The 17,571-nt window shown below is 69.1% G+C and carries 13 protein-coding genes; 7 read left to right on the forward strand and 6 right to left on the reverse strand.

Annotated elements, in window-relative coordinates:
* The first annotated feature begins 235 nt into the window (after positions 1–235).
* The 3 genes from ACIHAO_RS39480 to smc all read left to right on the forward strand — a co-directional run bounded on the left by ACIHAO_RS39480 (position 236) and on the right by smc (position 5,020).
* Positions 236–760 carry a hypothetical protein gene (locus tag ACIHAO_RS39480; protein WP_396566854.1) on the forward strand — a complete coding sequence of 175 codons (525 nt, stop codon included), beginning with the start codon at positions 236–238 and terminating at the stop codon, positions 758–760.
* A gap of 275 nt (positions 761–1,035) precedes the next feature.
* Entirely contained in the window at positions 1,036–1,332 is a 297-nt protein-coding gene (locus tag ACIHAO_RS39485; protein ID WP_396566856.1) for an acylphosphatase, read from the forward strand.
* A gap of 88 nt (positions 1,333–1,420) precedes the next feature.
* A complete protein-coding gene (gene smc / locus ACIHAO_RS39490; RefSeq protein ID WP_396566858.1) occupies positions 1,421–5,020 on the forward strand; it encodes a chromosome segregation protein SMC in 3,600 nt (1,199 codons plus the stop codon).
* A 70-nt stretch (positions 5,021–5,090) separates the two neighbouring features.
* Here smc and ACIHAO_RS39495 read toward each other — a convergent pair whose 3' ends face one another.
* Positions 5,091–6,674: a sodium:solute symporter gene (locus ACIHAO_RS39495; RefSeq protein ID WP_396566860.1), complete on the reverse strand. Its 1,584-nt coding sequence runs from the start codon at positions 6,672–6,674 to the stop codon at positions 5,091–5,093.
* 9 nt (positions 6,675–6,683) lie between these two features.
* A complete protein-coding gene (locus tag ACIHAO_RS39500; RefSeq protein ID WP_396566862.1) occupies positions 6,684–7,901 on the reverse strand; it encodes an anhydro-N-acetylmuramic acid kinase in 1,218 nt (405 codons plus the stop codon).
* A 152-nt stretch (positions 7,902–8,053) separates the two neighbouring features.
* Here ACIHAO_RS39500 and ftsY point away from each other — a divergent pair, with 152 nt between their 5' ends.
* The gene (gene ftsY, locus ACIHAO_RS39505) at positions 8,054–9,376 is read left to right on the forward strand and encodes a signal recognition particle-docking protein FtsY (protein ID WP_396566864.1); all 1,323 of its coding nucleotides are present in this window, start codon (positions 8,054–8,056) and stop codon (positions 9,374–9,376) included.
* On the opposite strand, the gene ACIHAO_RS39510 is transcribed toward ftsY, so the two are convergent.
* Both ACIHAO_RS39510 and ACIHAO_RS39515 read right to left on the reverse strand, forming a co-directional pair.
* Positions 9,373–9,960 carry a hypothetical protein gene (locus ACIHAO_RS39510; protein WP_396566866.1) on the reverse strand — a complete coding sequence of 196 codons (588 nt, stop codon included), beginning with the start codon at positions 9,958–9,960 and terminating at the stop codon, positions 9,373–9,375. The two genes, ftsY and ACIHAO_RS39510, sit on opposite strands and share 4 nt — an antisense overlap.
* Before the next feature lie 81 nt (positions 9,961–10,041).
* A complete protein-coding gene (locus ACIHAO_RS39515; protein ID WP_396566868.1) occupies positions 10,042–11,535 on the reverse strand; it encodes an MFS transporter in 1,494 nt (497 codons plus the stop codon).
* 107 nt (positions 11,536–11,642) lie between these two features.
* Here ACIHAO_RS39515 and ACIHAO_RS39520 point away from each other — a divergent pair, with 107 nt between their 5' ends.
* Positions 11,643–12,374, forward strand: a complete 732-nt coding sequence (locus ACIHAO_RS39520) for a TetR/AcrR family transcriptional regulator (protein WP_396566870.1) — start codon at positions 11,643–11,645, stop codon at positions 12,372–12,374.
* Here the strand turns inward: ACIHAO_RS39520 and ACIHAO_RS39525 are convergent.
* The gene (locus ACIHAO_RS39525) at positions 12,364–13,140 is read right to left on the reverse strand and encodes an IclR family transcriptional regulator (protein WP_396566872.1); all 777 of its coding nucleotides are present in this window, start codon (positions 13,138–13,140) and stop codon (positions 12,364–12,366) included. The two genes, ACIHAO_RS39520 and ACIHAO_RS39525, sit on opposite strands and share 11 nt — an antisense overlap.
* A 103-nt stretch (positions 13,141–13,243) precedes the next feature.
* Here ACIHAO_RS39525 and aceB point away from each other — a divergent pair, with 103 nt between their 5' ends.
* Complete coding sequence (aceB, locus tag ACIHAO_RS39530) at positions 13,244–14,821, forward strand: malate synthase A (RefSeq protein WP_396566874.1); 1,578 nt, start codon at positions 13,244–13,246, stop codon at positions 14,819–14,821.
* 4 nt (positions 14,822–14,825) lie between these two features.
* Positions 14,826–16,022 carry a DUF6986 family protein gene (locus ACIHAO_RS39535; protein WP_396566876.1) on the forward strand — a complete coding sequence of 399 codons (1,197 nt, stop codon included), beginning with the start codon at positions 14,826–14,828 and terminating at the stop codon, positions 16,020–16,022.
* Between the two features lie 246 nt (positions 16,023–16,268).
* On the opposite strand, the gene ACIHAO_RS39540 is transcribed toward ACIHAO_RS39535, so the two are convergent.
* Entirely contained in the window at positions 16,269–17,357 is a 1,089-nt protein-coding gene (locus tag ACIHAO_RS39540; protein ID WP_396566878.1) for an IS110 family transposase, read from the reverse strand.
* Positions 17,358–17,571 lie beyond the last annotated feature (214 nt).

The following is a 17,571-nucleotide window of genomic DNA, read 5'->3' on the forward strand; positions in this document are numbered from 1 at the left end:
TGTGGGCCGCCGGTGGGGGGGCGGGTGGTGGCGGTGAGCCTGGGGGGTTTCCGGGTGGCCAAAGCCACTTTCGAATGTTTTATGGTTGCTAATGTGGATTCCGCAACTCCCTTACCGAGAGCCTGCCGCCCAGCACACGCCGCAAAGTAGTGAAGGCCTCCTTCCCTACCCTCAAGGTAGGCAAGGAGGCCTTCACGGACCCAAGGCTTACTGAGCGCTGCTCGTGGAGGTGTCGGTGACGCCGGAAGTGCTGGACCGGCCCGGGGTCGACTCGCTGGGGGCGCCGCTGGAGCTGGAGCCGCCACCCGTGGTGGTGGGCGTGGTCTCCGGCGGGGGCGTCGTGGTCGGAGGGGTCGTCTTCGTCGGCGGGGTCGTGGTCGGCGGCGTGGGCTTCGTGGGCGACGACGGCGGCAGGACCGTACGCGTGGGCTCACCGCCACCCGGGTTCGGCGGCACGACCGGCGGGGGCGGCGTGACGACGCTCGTCGTCTCCTTGCCGTCCGCCCCGACCGAGGTCACCGTGGTCGGCGGCGCCGTCGAGCTGGAGGGCGCGCCGGGGATCGGCGAGCCGCTGACGGTCATCGGGCCGCCGGGGACGGCGTTGCCCGGGACCACCTGCACGCCGGCGGGGGCGATGCCCTGTCCGCCGCCGGGGACGCCGGTGCCGCCCGCGGTGGCGGAGACGCCGGGACCCGCGAGTTCGGCGATCGCCGCGAAGGCCGTCGCCACCACGAGGCCGCTGACGCCGAGTACGGCGTAGCCGGCGCGGTTGAGCTTGCCGGTGGCGCCGCGTGGGGGTGCCACGGACACGCGTGCGCTCGAATCAGACCCGTCGGGACGGGGCATGTGCTGGCTCCTCGGATGGGGGACTTCGGGGAGTTCGAGACGGCAGACAAGTATGCCAAGCCGGCTCCGGCTACCCGGGCGAGGTAGCCCAAGTGGGGACCCGGCGCGGAGATTATCACCGCTGCTCAACCGTTTGCGAACCACAGCGAACGTCGTGTTCACCCTCCGCGTTCATCCGCATGGTGCACGATGGGGAACGTGAGTGAAGAAGTAACGCACATCAGGCTGACCGCGTGGGTGCACGGTCGCGTGCAGGGTGTCGGTTTCCGCTGGTGGACCCGCAGCCGGGCGCTTGAGCTGGGGTTGGCAGGCAGCGCGGCCAATCTGGCCGACGGGCGTGTCGAGGTGATAGCGGAGGGTGTTCGTGAACACTGTGAGCGGCTTTTGACGGCTTTGCGGTCCGGGGAATCACCCGGAAGTGTGGATCACGTCGTCGAGCGGTGGTCGCCCGCGAAAGGCGGGCTCAGCGGGTTCGTGGAGCGCTGAAGCCCCGCGTCCCACGATCACCGTGAGCACACAGGTAGCCTGGGTCGATTGAAAGACCGGTTCCCGCAGCCAGAGGGGTCAGCACGACGTGCACCTGAAGAGCCTGACGCTCAAGGGCTTCAAGTCCTTCGCCTCGGCGACGACGTTGCGTTTCGAGCCGGGCATCACCTGTGTGGTCGGACCGAACGGCTCCGGTAAGTCGAACGTCCTCGACGCGCTCCGCTGGGTCATGGGCACCCAGGGCGCGAAGGATCTGCGCGGCGGCAAGATGGAGGACGTCATCTTCGCCGGGACCGCCGGCCGTGCCCCGCTCGGGCGCGCCGAGGTGACCCTGACCATCGACAACGCCGACGGCGCGCTGCCCATCGAATACTCCGAGGTGTCGATCACCCGCCGGATGTTCCGTGACGGCGCGAGCGAATACGAGATCAACGGCGACCGCTGCCGCCTGATGGACGTGCAGGAACTGCTGTCGGACTCCGGTATCGGCCGCGAGATGCACGTCATCGTCGGGCAGGGGCAGCTTTCGGCGATCCTCGAATCCAAGCCCGAGGAGCGCCGCGCCTTCATCGAAGAGGCCGCCGGCGTCCTCAAGCACCGCAAGCGCAAGGAACAGACCCTGCGCAAGCTCGCGAACATGCAGGGCAACCTCGACCGCCTCGGCGACCTCACCACCGAGCTCCGCCGCCAGCTCAAACCGCTGGGCAAACAGGCCGAGATCGCCCGCAAGGCGCAGTGGGTGCAGTCCGAACTGCGTGACGCGCGGCTGCGGTTGTTCGCCCACGACCTGGTCACCCAGCGCGAAGGCATCGCCAAGGAAGAGGCCGACGAGCGCGTCGCCCGCCAGCGGCGCGGCGAGGTCGAGCAGGCGCTGGAGATCGTCGCCGCCGAGGAGGCCGAGCTCGAAGCGTCGCTCGCCGAGGACGCGCCGAAGCTGGCCGCCGCGCAGGAGACTTGGTACAAGCTCTCGGCCTTGACGGAGCGGTTGCGCGGCACCGTGCGGCTCGCGCTGGAGCGTCAGCGGCATCTGTCGTCCGACGTGCAGCAGGCGAGCACCGGCCGTGACCCCGACGAGCTGCTCGCCGAGGCGGAGCAGGTCGCCGAGCGGGAGCAGGAGCTCAACGAGGCCGTCGCCGAGGCCCGCCTGCTGCTTTCGGAGACCGTCCAGCGGCGTGAGCAGCTCGAACATCTCGTGCAGGCGGCCGAGCGGGCGCATATGGCCGCGGTCCGGGCGATCGCCGATCGCCGGGAAGGGCTCGCGAAGCTCTCCGGTCAGGTCGAGGCGTTGCGCAGCAAGAACGGCGCCACCTCCGACGAGATCGACCGGCTCACCGTGTCACTCGAAGAGGCCGCCGAGCGGGCGGAGATCGCCGTCGAGGAACTCGAAGAGGCCAAGGCCGCGGGCGGCGTCGAGGAATCCGACGACTCCGACCTCCAGGCCCACCACGACCGCGCGGTGGAGGCCAACAACGCCGCGAAGGCGCGGGTCGAGGAGCTGGTCAAGGCCGAGCGGGCCGCCGAACGCGAGATCGCGTCGGAGAAGGCCCGCGTCGAGGCGCTCTCGATGGGCTTGCGGCGCAAAGACGGCGCCGGCGCGCTGCTCGGCGCGCAGCACGAACTGCCGGGCCTGCTCGGTTCGGTCGCCGCGCTGCTCACCGTCGAAGCGGGCCACGAGGTCGCGTTGGCCGCGGCGCTCGGCCCGGTCGCCGACGCGGTCGCGGTCAACGGCGGCGAAGACGCGCTCGCCGCGCTGAAGTTCTTGAAGGACAACGACTCCGGCCGCGCGGGTATCCTGCTCGGCGGACTGGAGTCCACTGTGGACACCAGTTCGTGGCCGTCGCTGCCCGAGGGCGCGCGCTGGGCGCGCGAAGTCGTCACGGCGCCGCCCGCGTTGCGCTCGGCGGTCGAGCACGCGCTCGACCGGGTGGCCATTGTGGACAGTCTGGAATCCGCGCGCCGTCTCGTCGAGGTCCACCCCGAGGTCAGCACGGTCACGCCGGAGGGCGACGTCTTCGGGGCCCGCTGGGCGGTCGGCGGTTCGGCGCGCAGCGAGAGCGTCATCGAGGTGCAGGCCGCGGTCGACGAGGCCGGTGATCGGCTGAACGCCGCCGAGCGCGCGCTGGAACGCACCGCCGCGGAACTCGAAGGCGCCCGCGCCGGACAGGCCGCCCGGCGCGAAGAGGTCGGCAGGGCGAAGGAAGCGCTCGGGGACGCGAAGGTCCGCAAGGCCCGCTCGTCCGAGCGCTTGAACCGGATGGAGCAGGCCGCACGTGCCGCGCAGGCCGAGATGGATCGGCTGAGCAATCAGCGCGCCAAGGTCGAGCAGAGCCGCGAAGAGGCGCTGCGGCAGCTCGCCGAACTCGAAGAGCGGCTGGCCGCCGTCGCCGAACAGGAAGTCGACGAGGATCCGGACACCGCCGAGCGTGACCAGGCCGCCGAAGACCTCGGCACGGTCCGCCAGGAGGAGATGGAGTCCCGGCTCGCGCTGCGCACCGCCGAGGAGCGCGCGCGGAGCATCCAGGGCAAAGCCGAATCGCTCCGCCGGGCCGCGCATGCCGAGCGTCAGGCGCGTGAACGTGCCGAAAAGTCCAGGGCCGCAAGGAAACGCGGCGCCGAGATCGCCAACGCGGTGGTCAACGGCGGCGAGATCGCGTTGGAGCGTATCGAGGTCTCCGTGCAGCGCGCCGCCCACGAACGGGACGAAGCCCAGGCGCAGCGGCAGTCGCGGGAGACCGCGCTGACCCAGGTCCGCAGCAAGGTCCGCGAACTGACCGGCGAACTGGAGAAGCTCACCGACGCCGTTCACCGCGACGAGGTGCTGCGCGCCGAGCAGCGGCTGCGGCTGGAACAGCTCGAAACCAAGATCGCCGAAGACTTCGGCATCGGCCTCGAGGACCTCGTCACCGAGTACGGCCCGGACGTTCCCGTGCCGCCGAGCGCGGGCGAGATGGCCGAGTACGAAGCCGCCAAGGAACGCGGCGAGGACGTCACTCCGCCGCCGCCCATGCCATTCGACCGCGACACCCAGGCACGCCGGGCGAAGCGCGCGGAGAAGGACCTGAGCCTGCTGGGCAAGGTCAACCCGCTGGCGCTGGAGGAGTTCGCGGCCCTGGAGGAGCGGTACAAGTTCCTCTCGACCCAGCTCGAAGACCTCAAGGACACCCGCAAGGACCTCGAAGCCGTCATCAAGCAGGTCGACGAGAAGATCCTCGAGGTCTTCGCGTCGGCGTACGAGGACGTCGCGCGCGAATTCGAGACCGTGTTCAGCGTGCTGTTCCCGGGCGGCGAGGGGCGCATGGTGCTCACGCAGCCCAACGACCTGCTGTCCACCGGCGTCGACGTCGAAGCGCGGCCGCCGGGCAAGAAGGTCAAGCGGCTCTCGCTGCTCTCCGGTGGCGAGAAGTCGCTCGTCGCCGTCGGCATGCTCGTGGCGATCTTCCGCGCCCGCCCTTCGCCCTTCTACGTCATGGACGAGGTCGAGGCCGCGCTCGACGATACCAACATGCGACGGCTGATCGGGCTGCTGGAGCAGCTGCGGGACTCTTCGCAGCTGATCATCATCACCCACCAGAAGCCGACCATGGAGATCGCCGACGCCCTGTACGGCGTTTCGATGCAGGGCGACGGCATCACGAAGGTGATCTCGCAGCGGCTGCGTACCGCCGAAGACGAGCCGGTTTCCGCTTAGCGCGTGCAATGAAAGGCCCCTTCATTGCAAAATTTGCAATGAAGGGGCCTTTCATGTCGCCTCGGAGGGGCTAAACCGGCGTCGACTCCTTCACGTCCGGCTCCGCCAGCGGGTCGACGCTTCCGTGCCGCAGCGACAGCAACCCGCCCACCACGAGTGTGATCACCACACCGCACAGCGTGTACCAGGGCCACGCCAGCGCCACCGTGTTCCCCGAAGACTTGCTGAAGTCGACGCCGATCAGGCTGCCGTCCGGTTTGTTGAACTTGACGCCGAGGATGAGGAACGCCATCACGATCACCGTCGACACGAACGCCACGATCGCGTCCGCCTGCCTCGCCCGCTTGAACAGCAGGCCCAGCAGGAACGCGCCGAGCAGCGCGCCGTAGGTGTAGCCGGTGATGCCGAGCGCCTGCACGACGATCGGGTCGGCCGAGGTCTTGTTGGAGGAGGCGAAGAAGCCCGCGCACAGGATCAGCGCGCCCGCCCAGACGATCGTCCAGATCCGGCCGTGCTTCAGCCGGTCGGCTTCCGGCAGCTGCCTGCCGATCACCCGTTCGTAGACGTCGGTCACCGTCGAGGACGCCAGTGCGCCGAGCGAAGAACTCAGTGCGGCGGCGAGGATTCCGGCGATCACGAAACCGGACAGGCCGCTCGGCAGGTCGTTCACGATGAAGTTCGCGAACAGCTCGTCCTTGTTGGCGAGCCCGAGGCCTTCCGGCTTCGGCTTCGTCGGGGCCAGGCCGTTGTAGAGCGCCCACAGCAGCACGCCGATGAACAGGAACAGCGCGAACTGGATGAACACCACGAAACCGCTGGCGACCAGGGCCTTCCGCGCCGCACGCAAGTCGTTGGTGGACTGGAGGCGCTGCACGATCAGCTGGTCCGAACCGTGCGAGGCCATCGAGAGCACGGCGCCACCGATCAACGCGGTGAAGAACGCGTACTGCCCGGTGAGCATGTTCGAGGAGAAGTCGAAGATCTGGAACTTGTTGGCGTCGACGGCTTTGTCGAACCAGCCGTCCGGCAGCCTGCTGGAGATCGCCCAGATCACCACGACCGCGCCGAGGACGTACCAGAGCATCTGGATCGCGTCGACCCAGACGACCGCGCGGACCCCACCGAAGAAGCTGTAGAGCACCATCGCGATGCCGAGGCCGATCACGATGGTCCAGTACGAGACGTTCAGGCCGTAGGCCGCCATCACCACCTTGATCGGGATCGCGGTGGCGAACAGCCGGATGCCGTCGGCCAGCGTGCGGGTGAGCAGGAACGTCACCGACGCGGTGCCCTGCAACCCGCCGCCGAAGCGTTTGCCGAGGAAGGCGTAGGCGGTGACCAGGTTGCCCGCCACGTAGCGCGGCAACAGCACCATCGACACCACGATCCGGCCGGCGATGTACCCGATCGCCAGTGCCAGGTAGGTCATCCCGCCGTCGCCGGGGGTGGCGATGTAGGCCACCGTCGGCACGGAGAGCACGGTGAGGGTGGACGTCTCCGCGGAGACCACCGAGAGGCAGGCCACCCACCAGGAGATCTTGCCTTCGCCGACGAAGTAGTCGGAGCCGGATTTCTGCTTGCCGCCGATCCAGACGCCCAGCAGGGGCATGCCGACCAGAAAAAGCCCGATGATCGCGAGGTCAAGTGCGCGCATCCGTATCTCCTATCGCTCGCCGGTCGTCGCCGCCACCCGTAGCCGGGTCACGGTTGAGCTGTGCGGCGCGGGGAGTCGCAGGGGCCCCGCGCCCGGGGTGATGCTGCCGAGCAGCCGGTCGCCGCGGGCACCGGTCGCCGACGGGAGGTTCCCCGGCACACCGGACCAGGTCAGCCAGCCCAGCAGAATGGTCAGGTATGCCTCTTTGCCCGCGCGTGGCAGCCCGTGGTCGTCGCTGGTCTTCAGCGCCGCGCCCGGCAGGTTCCTGGCGAGCGAGGCCATCAGCGCCGGGTTGTCGGCGCCGCCGCCGGAGACGATCACCGTGGCGATGGAGTGGCGACGGCATTCCGCGGCGATCGTCACCGCGGTCAGTTCGGTCAGCGTCGCCAGGAGGTCTTCCGCGTCGACCGGCGGAAGCCCGTCGAGCGCCGTGTCGAGATACGCGCCGTGGAACAGTTCCTTGCCGGTGGACTTCGGCGGAGCGGCCGCGTAGTACGGGTCGAGCAGGAGTTTCGCCAGCAGGTCGGGCCGGACGTTCCCGCGCAGGGCGAGCGCTCCGTCGATATCCGCACGCAGTCCGGTGACGCGGTGCGCGGCGATGTCCATCAGCGCGTTGCCGGGACCGGTGTCGTAGGCCAGCACGGCACCGTCAGTGCCGTTTGCCGGTACCACGGTGATGTTCGCGATCCCGCCGATGTTCAGCGCCGCGACCGCGCCCGAGGCGGCCATGTCCCGTAACCACAGCGCGTCCAGTGTGCTGGCGAGCGGCGCGCCGTGCCCGCCGGCGGCGACGTCGCGGACGCGCAGGTCGGCCACCACCGGCAGTCCGGTGCGTTCGGCGATCCACGCCGGATTCCCCAGTTGAAGCGTGCCGCGGGCGGCGCCGTCCTCGACCCAGTGGAACACCGTCTGGCCCAGCGAGGCGACGACGTCCGCGGTGCCGCCTGCCAGTTCCTCGACGCCGCGGGCGGCCGCCTCACCGAAGGCCTGGCCCACCAGGGTGTCGAGTTTCGTGAGCTGTTCGGCGCTGCAGGGATTCGGCGGCAGTGCGTCGAGCAAGGCGTCGCGGAGCGTTTCGGGATACGGGACTTCGAGCCTGCCGAGCGGGGAGAGCACCACAGTGTCCCCGTCGGCGCGCAGTTCGGCGGCCGCCACGTCGATCCCGTCGATCGACGTGCCGGAGATGAGCCCGATCACCCGGACCCCAGAGCCGGAGAAAACCGTCATTCGGAGTGGTCTAGCCCTCGATCCGGAGGCCGCGCAAGCGACACCGTTTCTTCTTGTCCGAAATGAGTCCTATCCAGTGGGTGCTTGACAAGATCGGCTCGCTTCCCGTGGGGTGTCTGAACGCGACGGTATGCGGATGCGAGGATGGCGCCGTGTCGAGTACCCCCTGGTTCTGGATCGTTGTCCTTGCCGTCGTGGTCCTGGTCGCCGTTCTGGTGGCCGGGCTGTTCATCGCGCGCCGCCGCCGGATCAGCCTGGACGAGTCCAAGGCTGCCGATGTCGTCGAGAAGCCGAAGGGCGGCGGCTATACCGCGACAGGCGGGATCGCGCTCGCCCCCGGCGGCGAGAAGACCGAAGAAGCCGAGGAACCCGGCCACCCGGTCGAGGATCGCCCGGAGACCGACGGCCAGCCCGCCGTCGGAGACGACGCGGCGGTGCCGAGGGATTCCGCGCAGCGCACGGTGCGCGACATCGAACTTCCCGAACCGGCCGAGGAAGAGCCGGCGCCCGCTCCCGCCCCCGTGCCCGCCGAAGAGATCGCCCCGGCCGCCGGACGGCTGGAGCGGCTGCGCGGCAGGCTCGGCAAGTCCCGTTCGATGTTCGGGCAGAGCCTGCTCGGCCTGCTGGGCGCCGGTGACCTCGACGAGGACTCCTGGCAGGACGTCGAAGACACACTGCTCATGGCGGACCTGGGGGCCGGGACGACCACCGAGATCGTCGAGCGCCTCCGTGAGGAGCTGAAGCGCCGCGCCGTGCGGACCTCCGAGGAAGCGCGCACGGTGTTGCAGGAGGTGCTGACCGCCGCCCTGTCGACCGACGCGGTCCGGGCCGTCCGCGCGCTGCCACACACCGTCGACGGCGTGAAGCAGCCCGCCGTCGTGCTGGTCGCCGGCGTCAACGGCACCGGCAAGACCACCACCACCGGCAAACTCGCCCGCGTGCTCGTCGCGCAGGGGAGCACCGTGGTGCTCGGCGCGGCCGACACCTTCCGCGCCGCCGCGGCGGACCAGTTGCAGACGTGGGCCGAGCGCGTGGGCGCGGAGGTCGTCCGCGGCAAGGAAGGCGCGGACCCGGCGGCGGTCGCGTTCGACGCCGTCAAACGCGGTATCGAAGCGGGTGTGGACGCGGTCCTGGTCGACACCGCCGGCCGTCTGCACACCAAGACCGGCCTGATGGACGAGCTCGGCAAGGTCAAGCGGGTCGTCGAGAAGCAGGCGAAGGTCGACGAGGTGCTGCTGGTGCTCGACGCCACCACCGGGCAGAACGGGCTGATGCAGGCTCGCGTGTTCTCGGAGGTCATCGACGTCACCGGCATCGTGCTCACCAAGCTGGACGGCACGGCGAAGGGCGGCATCGTCTTCCAGGTGCAGCGCGAACTCGGCGTGCCGGTCAAGCTGGTCGGTCTCGGCGAAGGGCCGGACGACCTGGCGCCGTTCGAGCCGGGAGCGTTCGTCGAGGCCCTGCTCAGCAACTAGGACGCGCGCATGCGAGGGACCAGCACTTCCACTATGTAGCGGGAGACGTGGAGGCTGTGGGCCGGGCAGAGTGCGTAGCCTGCTCCGGGGCCCCCGCACATCGGGCATGCCTTGAGCCAGAAGCCGGTCTGCTTGGGTGCGGATTCCTTGGGCGCTCGGATGAGCACCGGAGCCGGGCGAATACAGGCTTTCGCGGTGCCGTTGCCGCCCAGCCACAGCAACTGTGACCCGACGGCGTGAAGGATCGGCTCCGGGCCGAGCCGGGGAGACAGTTCGTGGATCTTCGCCGTGATCTCGTAGCGGCCTCGTTTCAGCCGCACACGGGCGGTTTCCCCGAGCACCATGTCCAGCCTCAGGCTCTCGGTGAACCGGTCGACCCTCCGCAAAGTGAGGACGACCGGTGCCTTCGCGCCCCGGCAGTACGGCAAGGTGTACTTCACGGTGATGTCGAGGTCGCTGGTCGCTTCGGCGCCTTGGACGCTGAGATCGTGCCGCTGTCGCTTCCGGCCGCCTGAGGCCACTGCTCGGTCGAGGGCCTTCTCCGCGAACTTCTGCCCGATCCAGGTGATCACCGCGTCGACCATCCGAAATCCCCTCGCTCGGCTCCCCTCGAGGTTACGGCGAAGGCCCCTTTCCCGGCTCAGCCGAAAGAGGGGCCTTCGCGGTCAGACGGAGACCGGAGCGTCGGCCGGGACCGGGACGGGCTTCTTGTCCCGCATCACCAGGAACGCGACCACCGCCGCGGCCAGCACGCCCACGGCGCTCACCAGGAACGTCGTCGACATCGCCGAGGTGAACGATTCACGGGCCGCGGTGATGAGCCCGCCATCACCGGTGGCGAAGGCGTCACTGATCGAAAGCCGTGCCCGCGCGGGGGCGGATTCGGGCATCTGCGAGGTGAACAGGCTCGACACGATGCTGCCAAGGATCGCGATGCCGAGCGCGGCGCCCAGTTGCTGGATGGTGTCGTTGAGCGCGGAGCCGACACCGGCCTGCTCCTCCGGGACCTCGCCCATCAGCGCCGCGATCGCCGCCGGCATCGCCAGTCCACCGCCCGCGCCGAGCAGGAACAGTGCGGCCGCCGGCAGCAGGAACCCCTCGTTCGCCGACAGCGTCGCGAGCATGCCGAATCCGGCGGCCATCACGGTCATCCCGACGGTGGCCAGTGCGCGGTTGCCGATCTTCTGGCCCAGCGTGGCGCCGAGGGTGTTGCAGAGCAGCGACGCGACGGCCATCGGGATGAAGGCCAGACCCGCCTGGGTCGGGGTGTAGCCGAGCACGAACTGCAGGTACTGGGTCAGGAGCAGCAGCAGCCCGCCGTTGCCGATCTGCACCAGCGTGAGCGACAGGCTGCCGCCGCTGAAGTTGCGCTTGCGGAACAGCTTGAGCGGGACCATCGGCGACGGCGTGTGCCGCTCCCAGAGCACGAAGCCGATCAGGCTCACCACCGCGATCGTCAGCGGGACGAGGGTTCCGGCCTCGGTGATGCCGTGCTTGGGCAGTTCGATGATCGTCCACACCAGCGCCGTCATGCCGGCGGCGGAAAGGATCGCGCCGAGCGGGTCCGGCTTCTGCCACGGGCCCTTGGACTCCGGCATCAGCGTGAGCGCGGCGATCACCGCGATGACGACGATCGGCACGTTGATCAGGAACACCGCGCCCCACCAGAACCACGCGATCAGCACGCCGCCCAGCACCGGGCCGCCGATCATGCCGAGCATCGCGACCGCGCTCCACGCCGCCATCGCCTTGCGGCGCTCCTCGTCGTCGAAGACGGTGATCAGGATCGACAACGTGCTCGGCATGATCAGCGCGCCGCCGACGCCCATCACCGCACGCGACACGATCAGTTCGAGCGGGTTCGAGGCGAACGCGGCGACGAGTGAGGCCACCCCGAACAGGATGAGCCCGATGAGCATCACCTTCCGGCGCCCGAACCGGTCCCCGAGGCTTCCCGAGGTGAGCAGCAGGCCGGCGAACACGAGGATGTAGGAGTCCAGGATCCACTGCGTGTCCTGGGCGGTCGCCCCGAGGTCTTCGGCCAGCGGCGGCACGGCGACCGTCAGCACCATGTTGTCCACGACCAGCACGAGCGTGCTCAGGCACAGCACGATCAGGATCCACCAGCGGCGTGGATCGCGTGCGGGCGATGCGTTCATCGGGATACCCCCAGAAGAGTTTGCGTACGTTGTTCCGTCGATGCGCACACTGTACGCAGAACGAATCGGCGTACGCAAGGGGGTACTTCGTGCGCTAGGGTGGCGGCATGTCAGTGGATGAACAGCCGATCCAGTCGGTATGGACCCGGCCCCGCCGGAAGCGGGATCAACCCGCGCTGAGTCAGGCGCAGATCGTGGCCGAGGCCGTCCGGCTGCTGGACGTCGAAGGCGTCGACGCGCTGAGCATGCGCAGGCTCGGCACCGCGCTGAACGCGGGCGCGACCTCGCTCTACCGGCACGTGGCGAACCGTGACGAGCTGATCGAGCTGGTCGTCGACGAGGTCTACGGCGAGATCACCGTGCCGGACGGTGATGATCCGGCACGGTGGCGGGAAGCAGCCGTCGTCGGGGCGCAAAGCGTCCGCGCGATGATCCTGCGGCACCCGTGGGTCGCTTCACTGCTCGGCTCGGTCGGCCTGTCGTACCTCGGGCCGAACGTCATGCGGCTCAACGAGCGGCTGCTGGCCGTCTTCGTGGCCGCGGGATTCCCCGGCGACGAGGCGGATCAGGCGATCAGCGCGGTGATCTCGTACGTCATCGGCATGGGCACGACCGAGGCGGCATGGCTCACGACCGTCGCGAAGAGCGGCCAGAGCGAGCGAGAATGGGCGCGGCGACTGCGTCCCGCCGTCGAGGAAGCGGCACGGGAACACCCGCGCCAGCGGGAGATGCTCGTGCGGAACGACGCGGAGGCCGACCCGGAGCGGCTTCGCGACGAGAAGTTCCGCTACGGGCTGGACAGGATGCTCGACGGCTTGGAGACCAGGCTCAAACGGTGACCCCGTCCCGCGAAAGGGTCGAGCCGAGCGAGTTCGCGATCCGCTGGACGACCGGCGCGATGCGCTCGACGGCCTCCATCGTGAGCCGCCCCGAAGGCCCGGACACCGAAACCGCGGCCGGCACCGGCGCGCCCGGGACCGCGACGGCCACGCAACGGACGCCCAGTTCCTGCTCCGCTTCGTCGAGTGCGTAACCCTGCTGGGCGATTTTCGCCAGCTCGCGCAGGAGCGCGTCCTGGTCGGTGAAGGTGTGCTCGGTGTAGGAAGGCATGCCCGTCCTGGCGAGCAGCGCCGTGACGTCGTCGGACGGCAGGTGCGCGAGCATCGCCTTCCCGACGCCGGTGCCGTGCGGCAGGAGACGCCGTCCGACCTCGGTGAACATCCGCATCGAGTGCTTCGACGGCACCTGCGCGACGTAGACGACCTCGTCACGCTCCAGGACGGCGAGGTTCGCGGTCTCGCCGACCTCGTCGACCAGCTCCGCGAGCAGCGGCCGGGCCCACGAGCCGAACTGCATGCTGGCGTTTTCACCCAGCCGGATGAGCCGGGCGCCCAGCGCGTACCGGCGGTTGGTGTTCTGCCGGACGTAGCCCAGGACCACCAGCGTCCTGATCAGCCGGTGAATGGTCGGCATCGGCAGCCCGGACAGCGTCGCCAGCTCCGAAAGGCTGGCCTCGCCGCCGGTGTCCGCGAGATGCTCGAGGAGCTCGAAGGCCCGCTGAAGGGACTGGACGCCGCCGTCGCGCCCGTTCTTCTCCGCTGCCACCGTGGTACTCCTTACGTCTGCGTTGATGTTCCGCTATGCAGAAACTATAGTCCGTCATGTAAAACCGTAGGGACGTTATTTATCCGAACTCGGGGTGTTGCTCATGTCTGAAGCTCAGGTGCTCGGCGATCCGGTCGAGCGCGGGGACGAAATCCTCACGCCGGAGGCGCTCGCCTTCCTCGCCGGCCTGCACGAGGCCTTCGCCGCCCGCCGCGACGAGCTGCTGCAGGCCAGGGGCAAGCGCCGCGAGCAGGCCAGGACCACCGGCAAACTCGACTTCCTGCCCGAGACCAAGGAGATCCGCGAGGGCGACTGGAAGGTGGCCGAGGCCCCGCCCGCGCTGCGCGACCGCCGCGTCGAGATCACCGGTCCGACCGACCGCAAGATGACCATCAACGCGCTGAACTCCGGCGCCAAGGTCTGGCTCGCCGACCTCGAGGACGCCAACACGCCGCACTGGGCGAACGTCGTCTCCGGCCAGGTCAACCTGTACGACGCCGTCCGCGAGACCATCACGCTGGAAAGCGGTGGCAAGAGCTACTCGCTGAAGGATGACGTCGAGCACGCGACCATCGTCGTCCGCCCGCGCGGCTGGCACCTCGACGAGCGTGGCCTGTCCTTCGGCGGACGCCAGGCCGTCGGCGCGCTGGTCGACTTCGGCCTGTACTTCTTCCACAACGCGCAGGAGCTGCTCAACCGCGGCAAGGGCCCGTACTTCTACCTGCCGAAGATGGAGAGCCACCTCGAAGCGCGGCTCTGGAACGACGTCTTCACCCACGCGGAGAAGACGCTCGGCATCTCCCACGGCACCGTCCGCGCGACCGTGCTGATCGAGACCATCCCGGCCGCGTTCGAGATGGAGGAGATCCTCTACGAACTGCGCGAGCACGCCTCCGGCCTCAACGCCGGCCGCTGGGACTACCTGTTCAGCGTCATCAAGTACTTCCGCGACGCGGGCGAGAAGTTCGTGCTGCCGGACCGCAACTCGGTCACCATGACCGCGCCGTTCATGCGCGCGTACACCGAACTGCTGGTGCGCACCTGCCACAAGCGGGGCGCGTTCGCGATCGGCGGCATGGCCGCGTTCATCCCGAACCGCAAGGACCCCGAGGTCACCGCGGCCGCGCTCGACAAGGTCCGCGCCGACAAGAGCCGTGAGGCGGGCGACGGCTTCGACGGTTCCTGGGTCGCGCACCCCGGCATGGTGGACATCTGCCGCGAAGAGTTCGACAAGGTCCTCGGCGACAAGCCCAACCAGCTCGACCGCACCCGCGACGAGGTGTCCGTCACCGCCGAACAGCTGCTCGACGCGGCTTCGACGCCGGGTGGCGCCACCGCGGCCGGTCTGCGCGCCGCCGTCGACGTCGGCATCCGCTACATCGCCTCCTGGCTGGGCGGAAACGGCGCGGCGGCCATCCACAACCTGATGGAGGACGCGGCCACCGCGGAGATCTCGCGTTCGCAGGTGTGGCAGTGGGTGCGCAACGGCACGCAGCTCGACACCGGCGACAAGGTCACCGAGGAGCTGGTGCGAGGCGTGCTGGCCGAGGTCCGCGGCGAACTGGCCGCCGAGATCAAGCCGGAACTGCTGGAGCCCGCCGTCGAGCTGTTCGAGCAGGTCGCGCTCGCCGACGAGTTCCCGGACTTCCTGACCCTGCCCGCCTACGAACGGATCAAGTAGACAGATGGGGAACGGGCGGCTCACCGAGGACGTTTACACCGCCGCTGACGCGCGCCTCGCCGAGGCCGACGCGCGCGTCGCGGCCAAATACCCCGGTGAGCCGCCCGGCCGCCAGCCCGTGCACACCGTGTACGTGCCCGCGTCGCAGTACAAGACGCGGCTCGTGGCGGATTGGGGCAAGCAGGCCCTGCGGGTCTTCGGCGAGCACGCCGATCAGCTGAACCTGGACGCGGACATCGCCGACCGGGTCCGGACCAAACTGCTGACCGAGCCGATCGAGGATCTGCGGATCGACTTCGAGGACGGCCTCGGCAGGCCGGGCGACGACGAGGAAGACGCCACCGCGCTCGCCGCGGGCCGGACCCTCGCCGTCACGGGCGGGACGCCGTTCGTCGGCATCCGCTTCAAGAGCTTCGAAGCCGCGACCCGCCGTCGCGGCATCCGCACGCTCGATCTCTTCCTGGCCGGGTTGCTGGAAAGCGGGCCGCTGCCGGACGGTTTCGTCGTCACCCTGCCGAAGGTGACCGCTGTCGAGCAGGTCGAAGTGGCGGCGGATATCTTGGAGCGCCTCGAATCCGCGTACGGCCTGCCCGACGGCACGCTGCGGTTCGAGGTTCAGATCGAGACCGCACAGTCCATTGTGGACGTCGATGGAACGGTGGCGGTGCCGCGGATCATCGACGCCGCGCGAGGCCGCTGTTCGGGCCTGCACTACGGGACCTACGACTACAGCGCCGGGCTCGGGATCAGCGCCGAGTACCAGAGCATGGAACATCCGGCCGCCGATTTCGCCAAGCAGCTCATGCAGGTCTCGGCCGCGGGGACGGGCGTCCGGCTCTCGGACGGCTCGACGAACAAGCTGCCCGTCGGCGACGCGATCCTCCCTGCCTGGCGCGAGCATCTGCGGTTGGTGCGGCGCTCGCTGGAGCGGGGTTTCTATCAGGGCTGGGACCTGCACCCGCACCAGCTGCCGACCCGGTTCGCCGCCACGTACGCCTTCTTCCGCGAGGGGTTCCCGGCGGCACTGGGCCGGTTGCGGGACTACGCGGACCAGACCGGGCGAGGGGTCCTGGACGAACCGGCGACGGCGCAGGCTCTGGCGAGTTTCCTGTTGCGCGGGCTGGATTGCGGAGCCTTGGACGCGGGGGAGCTTTCGTTCAGCCGGTCCGAACTGGACGGTTACGCGCGGCGGACCGTGTGACGCGGAGGTGAGCGGGACTGTGCGGGTGTGGTGCGTTGGATGACCAGAATCCACACAGTTGTGCTGTGCTTGGTCTGGTCGCGCTCCTTAGTACATGAAGGCCCCCTTCCTTGCGCCTAGTGTCCTGCGCCGGAAGTTCGCGCCGTTAATCCGTATCGATAGCCGGCCGTTTCGCGCCTGGCCCGGGGGGCATGAAGTGCGTCGCGAAAGCCACTTTCGCGACGCCTGGGGTCGCGAAAGATGCTCCTATTGATGTCTAGGGGTGTGGGTGAGGTCTGTGATGAGTGCTCGGTGGATTTCGCGGGCTGTGTAGCGTTTGAGGCAGCGGATGATGTGTCGTTTGGGGATGCCTTCGGTGGTGCGTCGTTGGACGTAGGCGCGGGTGCGGGGGCAGTGGCGCATGCGGACGAGCACGATGCGGTGGAGGGCTGCGTTGGCGTGGCGGTCACCGCCGCGGTTGAGGCGGTGGCGGGTGGTGCGGCCGCTGCTGGCGGGGATGGGTGCGGTGCCGCAGAGGTGCGCGAAGCGTGCTTCTGTGTTGATGCGGTGGGGGTTGTCACCGGCGGTGGTCAGGAGCTGGGCGGCGGTGTCGGGTCCGACGCCGAAGACAGCGGTGGTGGCGGGCAGGATCTGGCGGGTCAGGGTGGCTAGTTCTGTTTTGGCGTCGTGGATCTCGTCGGTGAGGTGCTGGATGCGGCGGGCGAGGCGGCGTAGCGCGGTTTTGACGCCGGTGAGCGGGTCGGTGAGGTCGGTGCTGGGGCGGAGCCGGGCGCAGGCGGTGATCAGGGTTTTGCCGGTCAGCTCGGTCAGGGATTCGCGCAGGGTGGCGGGTGCGGTGACGATGAGGGCGTCGAGCTGGTTGAGGGCCGCGGTGCGGGATTTGACCGCGCCGTTGAGCACCGTGCGCAGCGCGGTGATCGAGGCGGCGGGTCCGGTCCCGGTTTTGGGGACGGTCGTGGCGCGGCCGGACTGGACGGCGCGGGCGGCGTTGATCGCGTCCTGGGTGTCGGTTTTTCCTGTGCGGCGGCGGGTATGCCGGTCGGGCTGGTTGACCTCCACCACCTGGATGTCCTCGGCGGCCAGGTAGCGGGCCAGCCCGGCGCCGTAGGAACCGGTGCCCTCGACGCCCACCTCGGTGACCGTGCCGAGAGTCCTCAGCCAGGTCAGCAGCGCGGCGTATCCGGTGGTGGTGGCGGGAAACGTGCGGGTGCCCAGTACCCGGCCGAGACCATCGAGAGCGGCCGCAGTGTGGGTGTCCTTATGGGTATCGACCCCGCCGGTCACCCGGGCCGTGTCGACGGCATGCTGCTGATCGGTCATCCTGGTCACTGCCATTCCGTGTCTCGATCGGGTTGAACGGATGGCACGTACCGGGCCAGGGGTGGACAACACAGTGACGGGTGTCCTGGTGGCACAGGCTCCTATCAAGTCACATCCCCGGCCTGGTCACGTGCAGGCCCTGTCATGATTTCCGTGTAAGCCACGGATGACTTCTTCTTTGATTCTAGTGGAGTGGTAGTCGGTCGGGGAAGAGTGCGGCGAGTGTGTT

Origin of the sequence: Amycolatopsis sp. NPDC052450 (assembly GCF_044547565.1) — a bacterium.
Taxonomy (GTDB): Bacteria; Actinomycetota; Actinomycetes; order Mycobacteriales; family Pseudonocardiaceae; genus Amycolatopsis.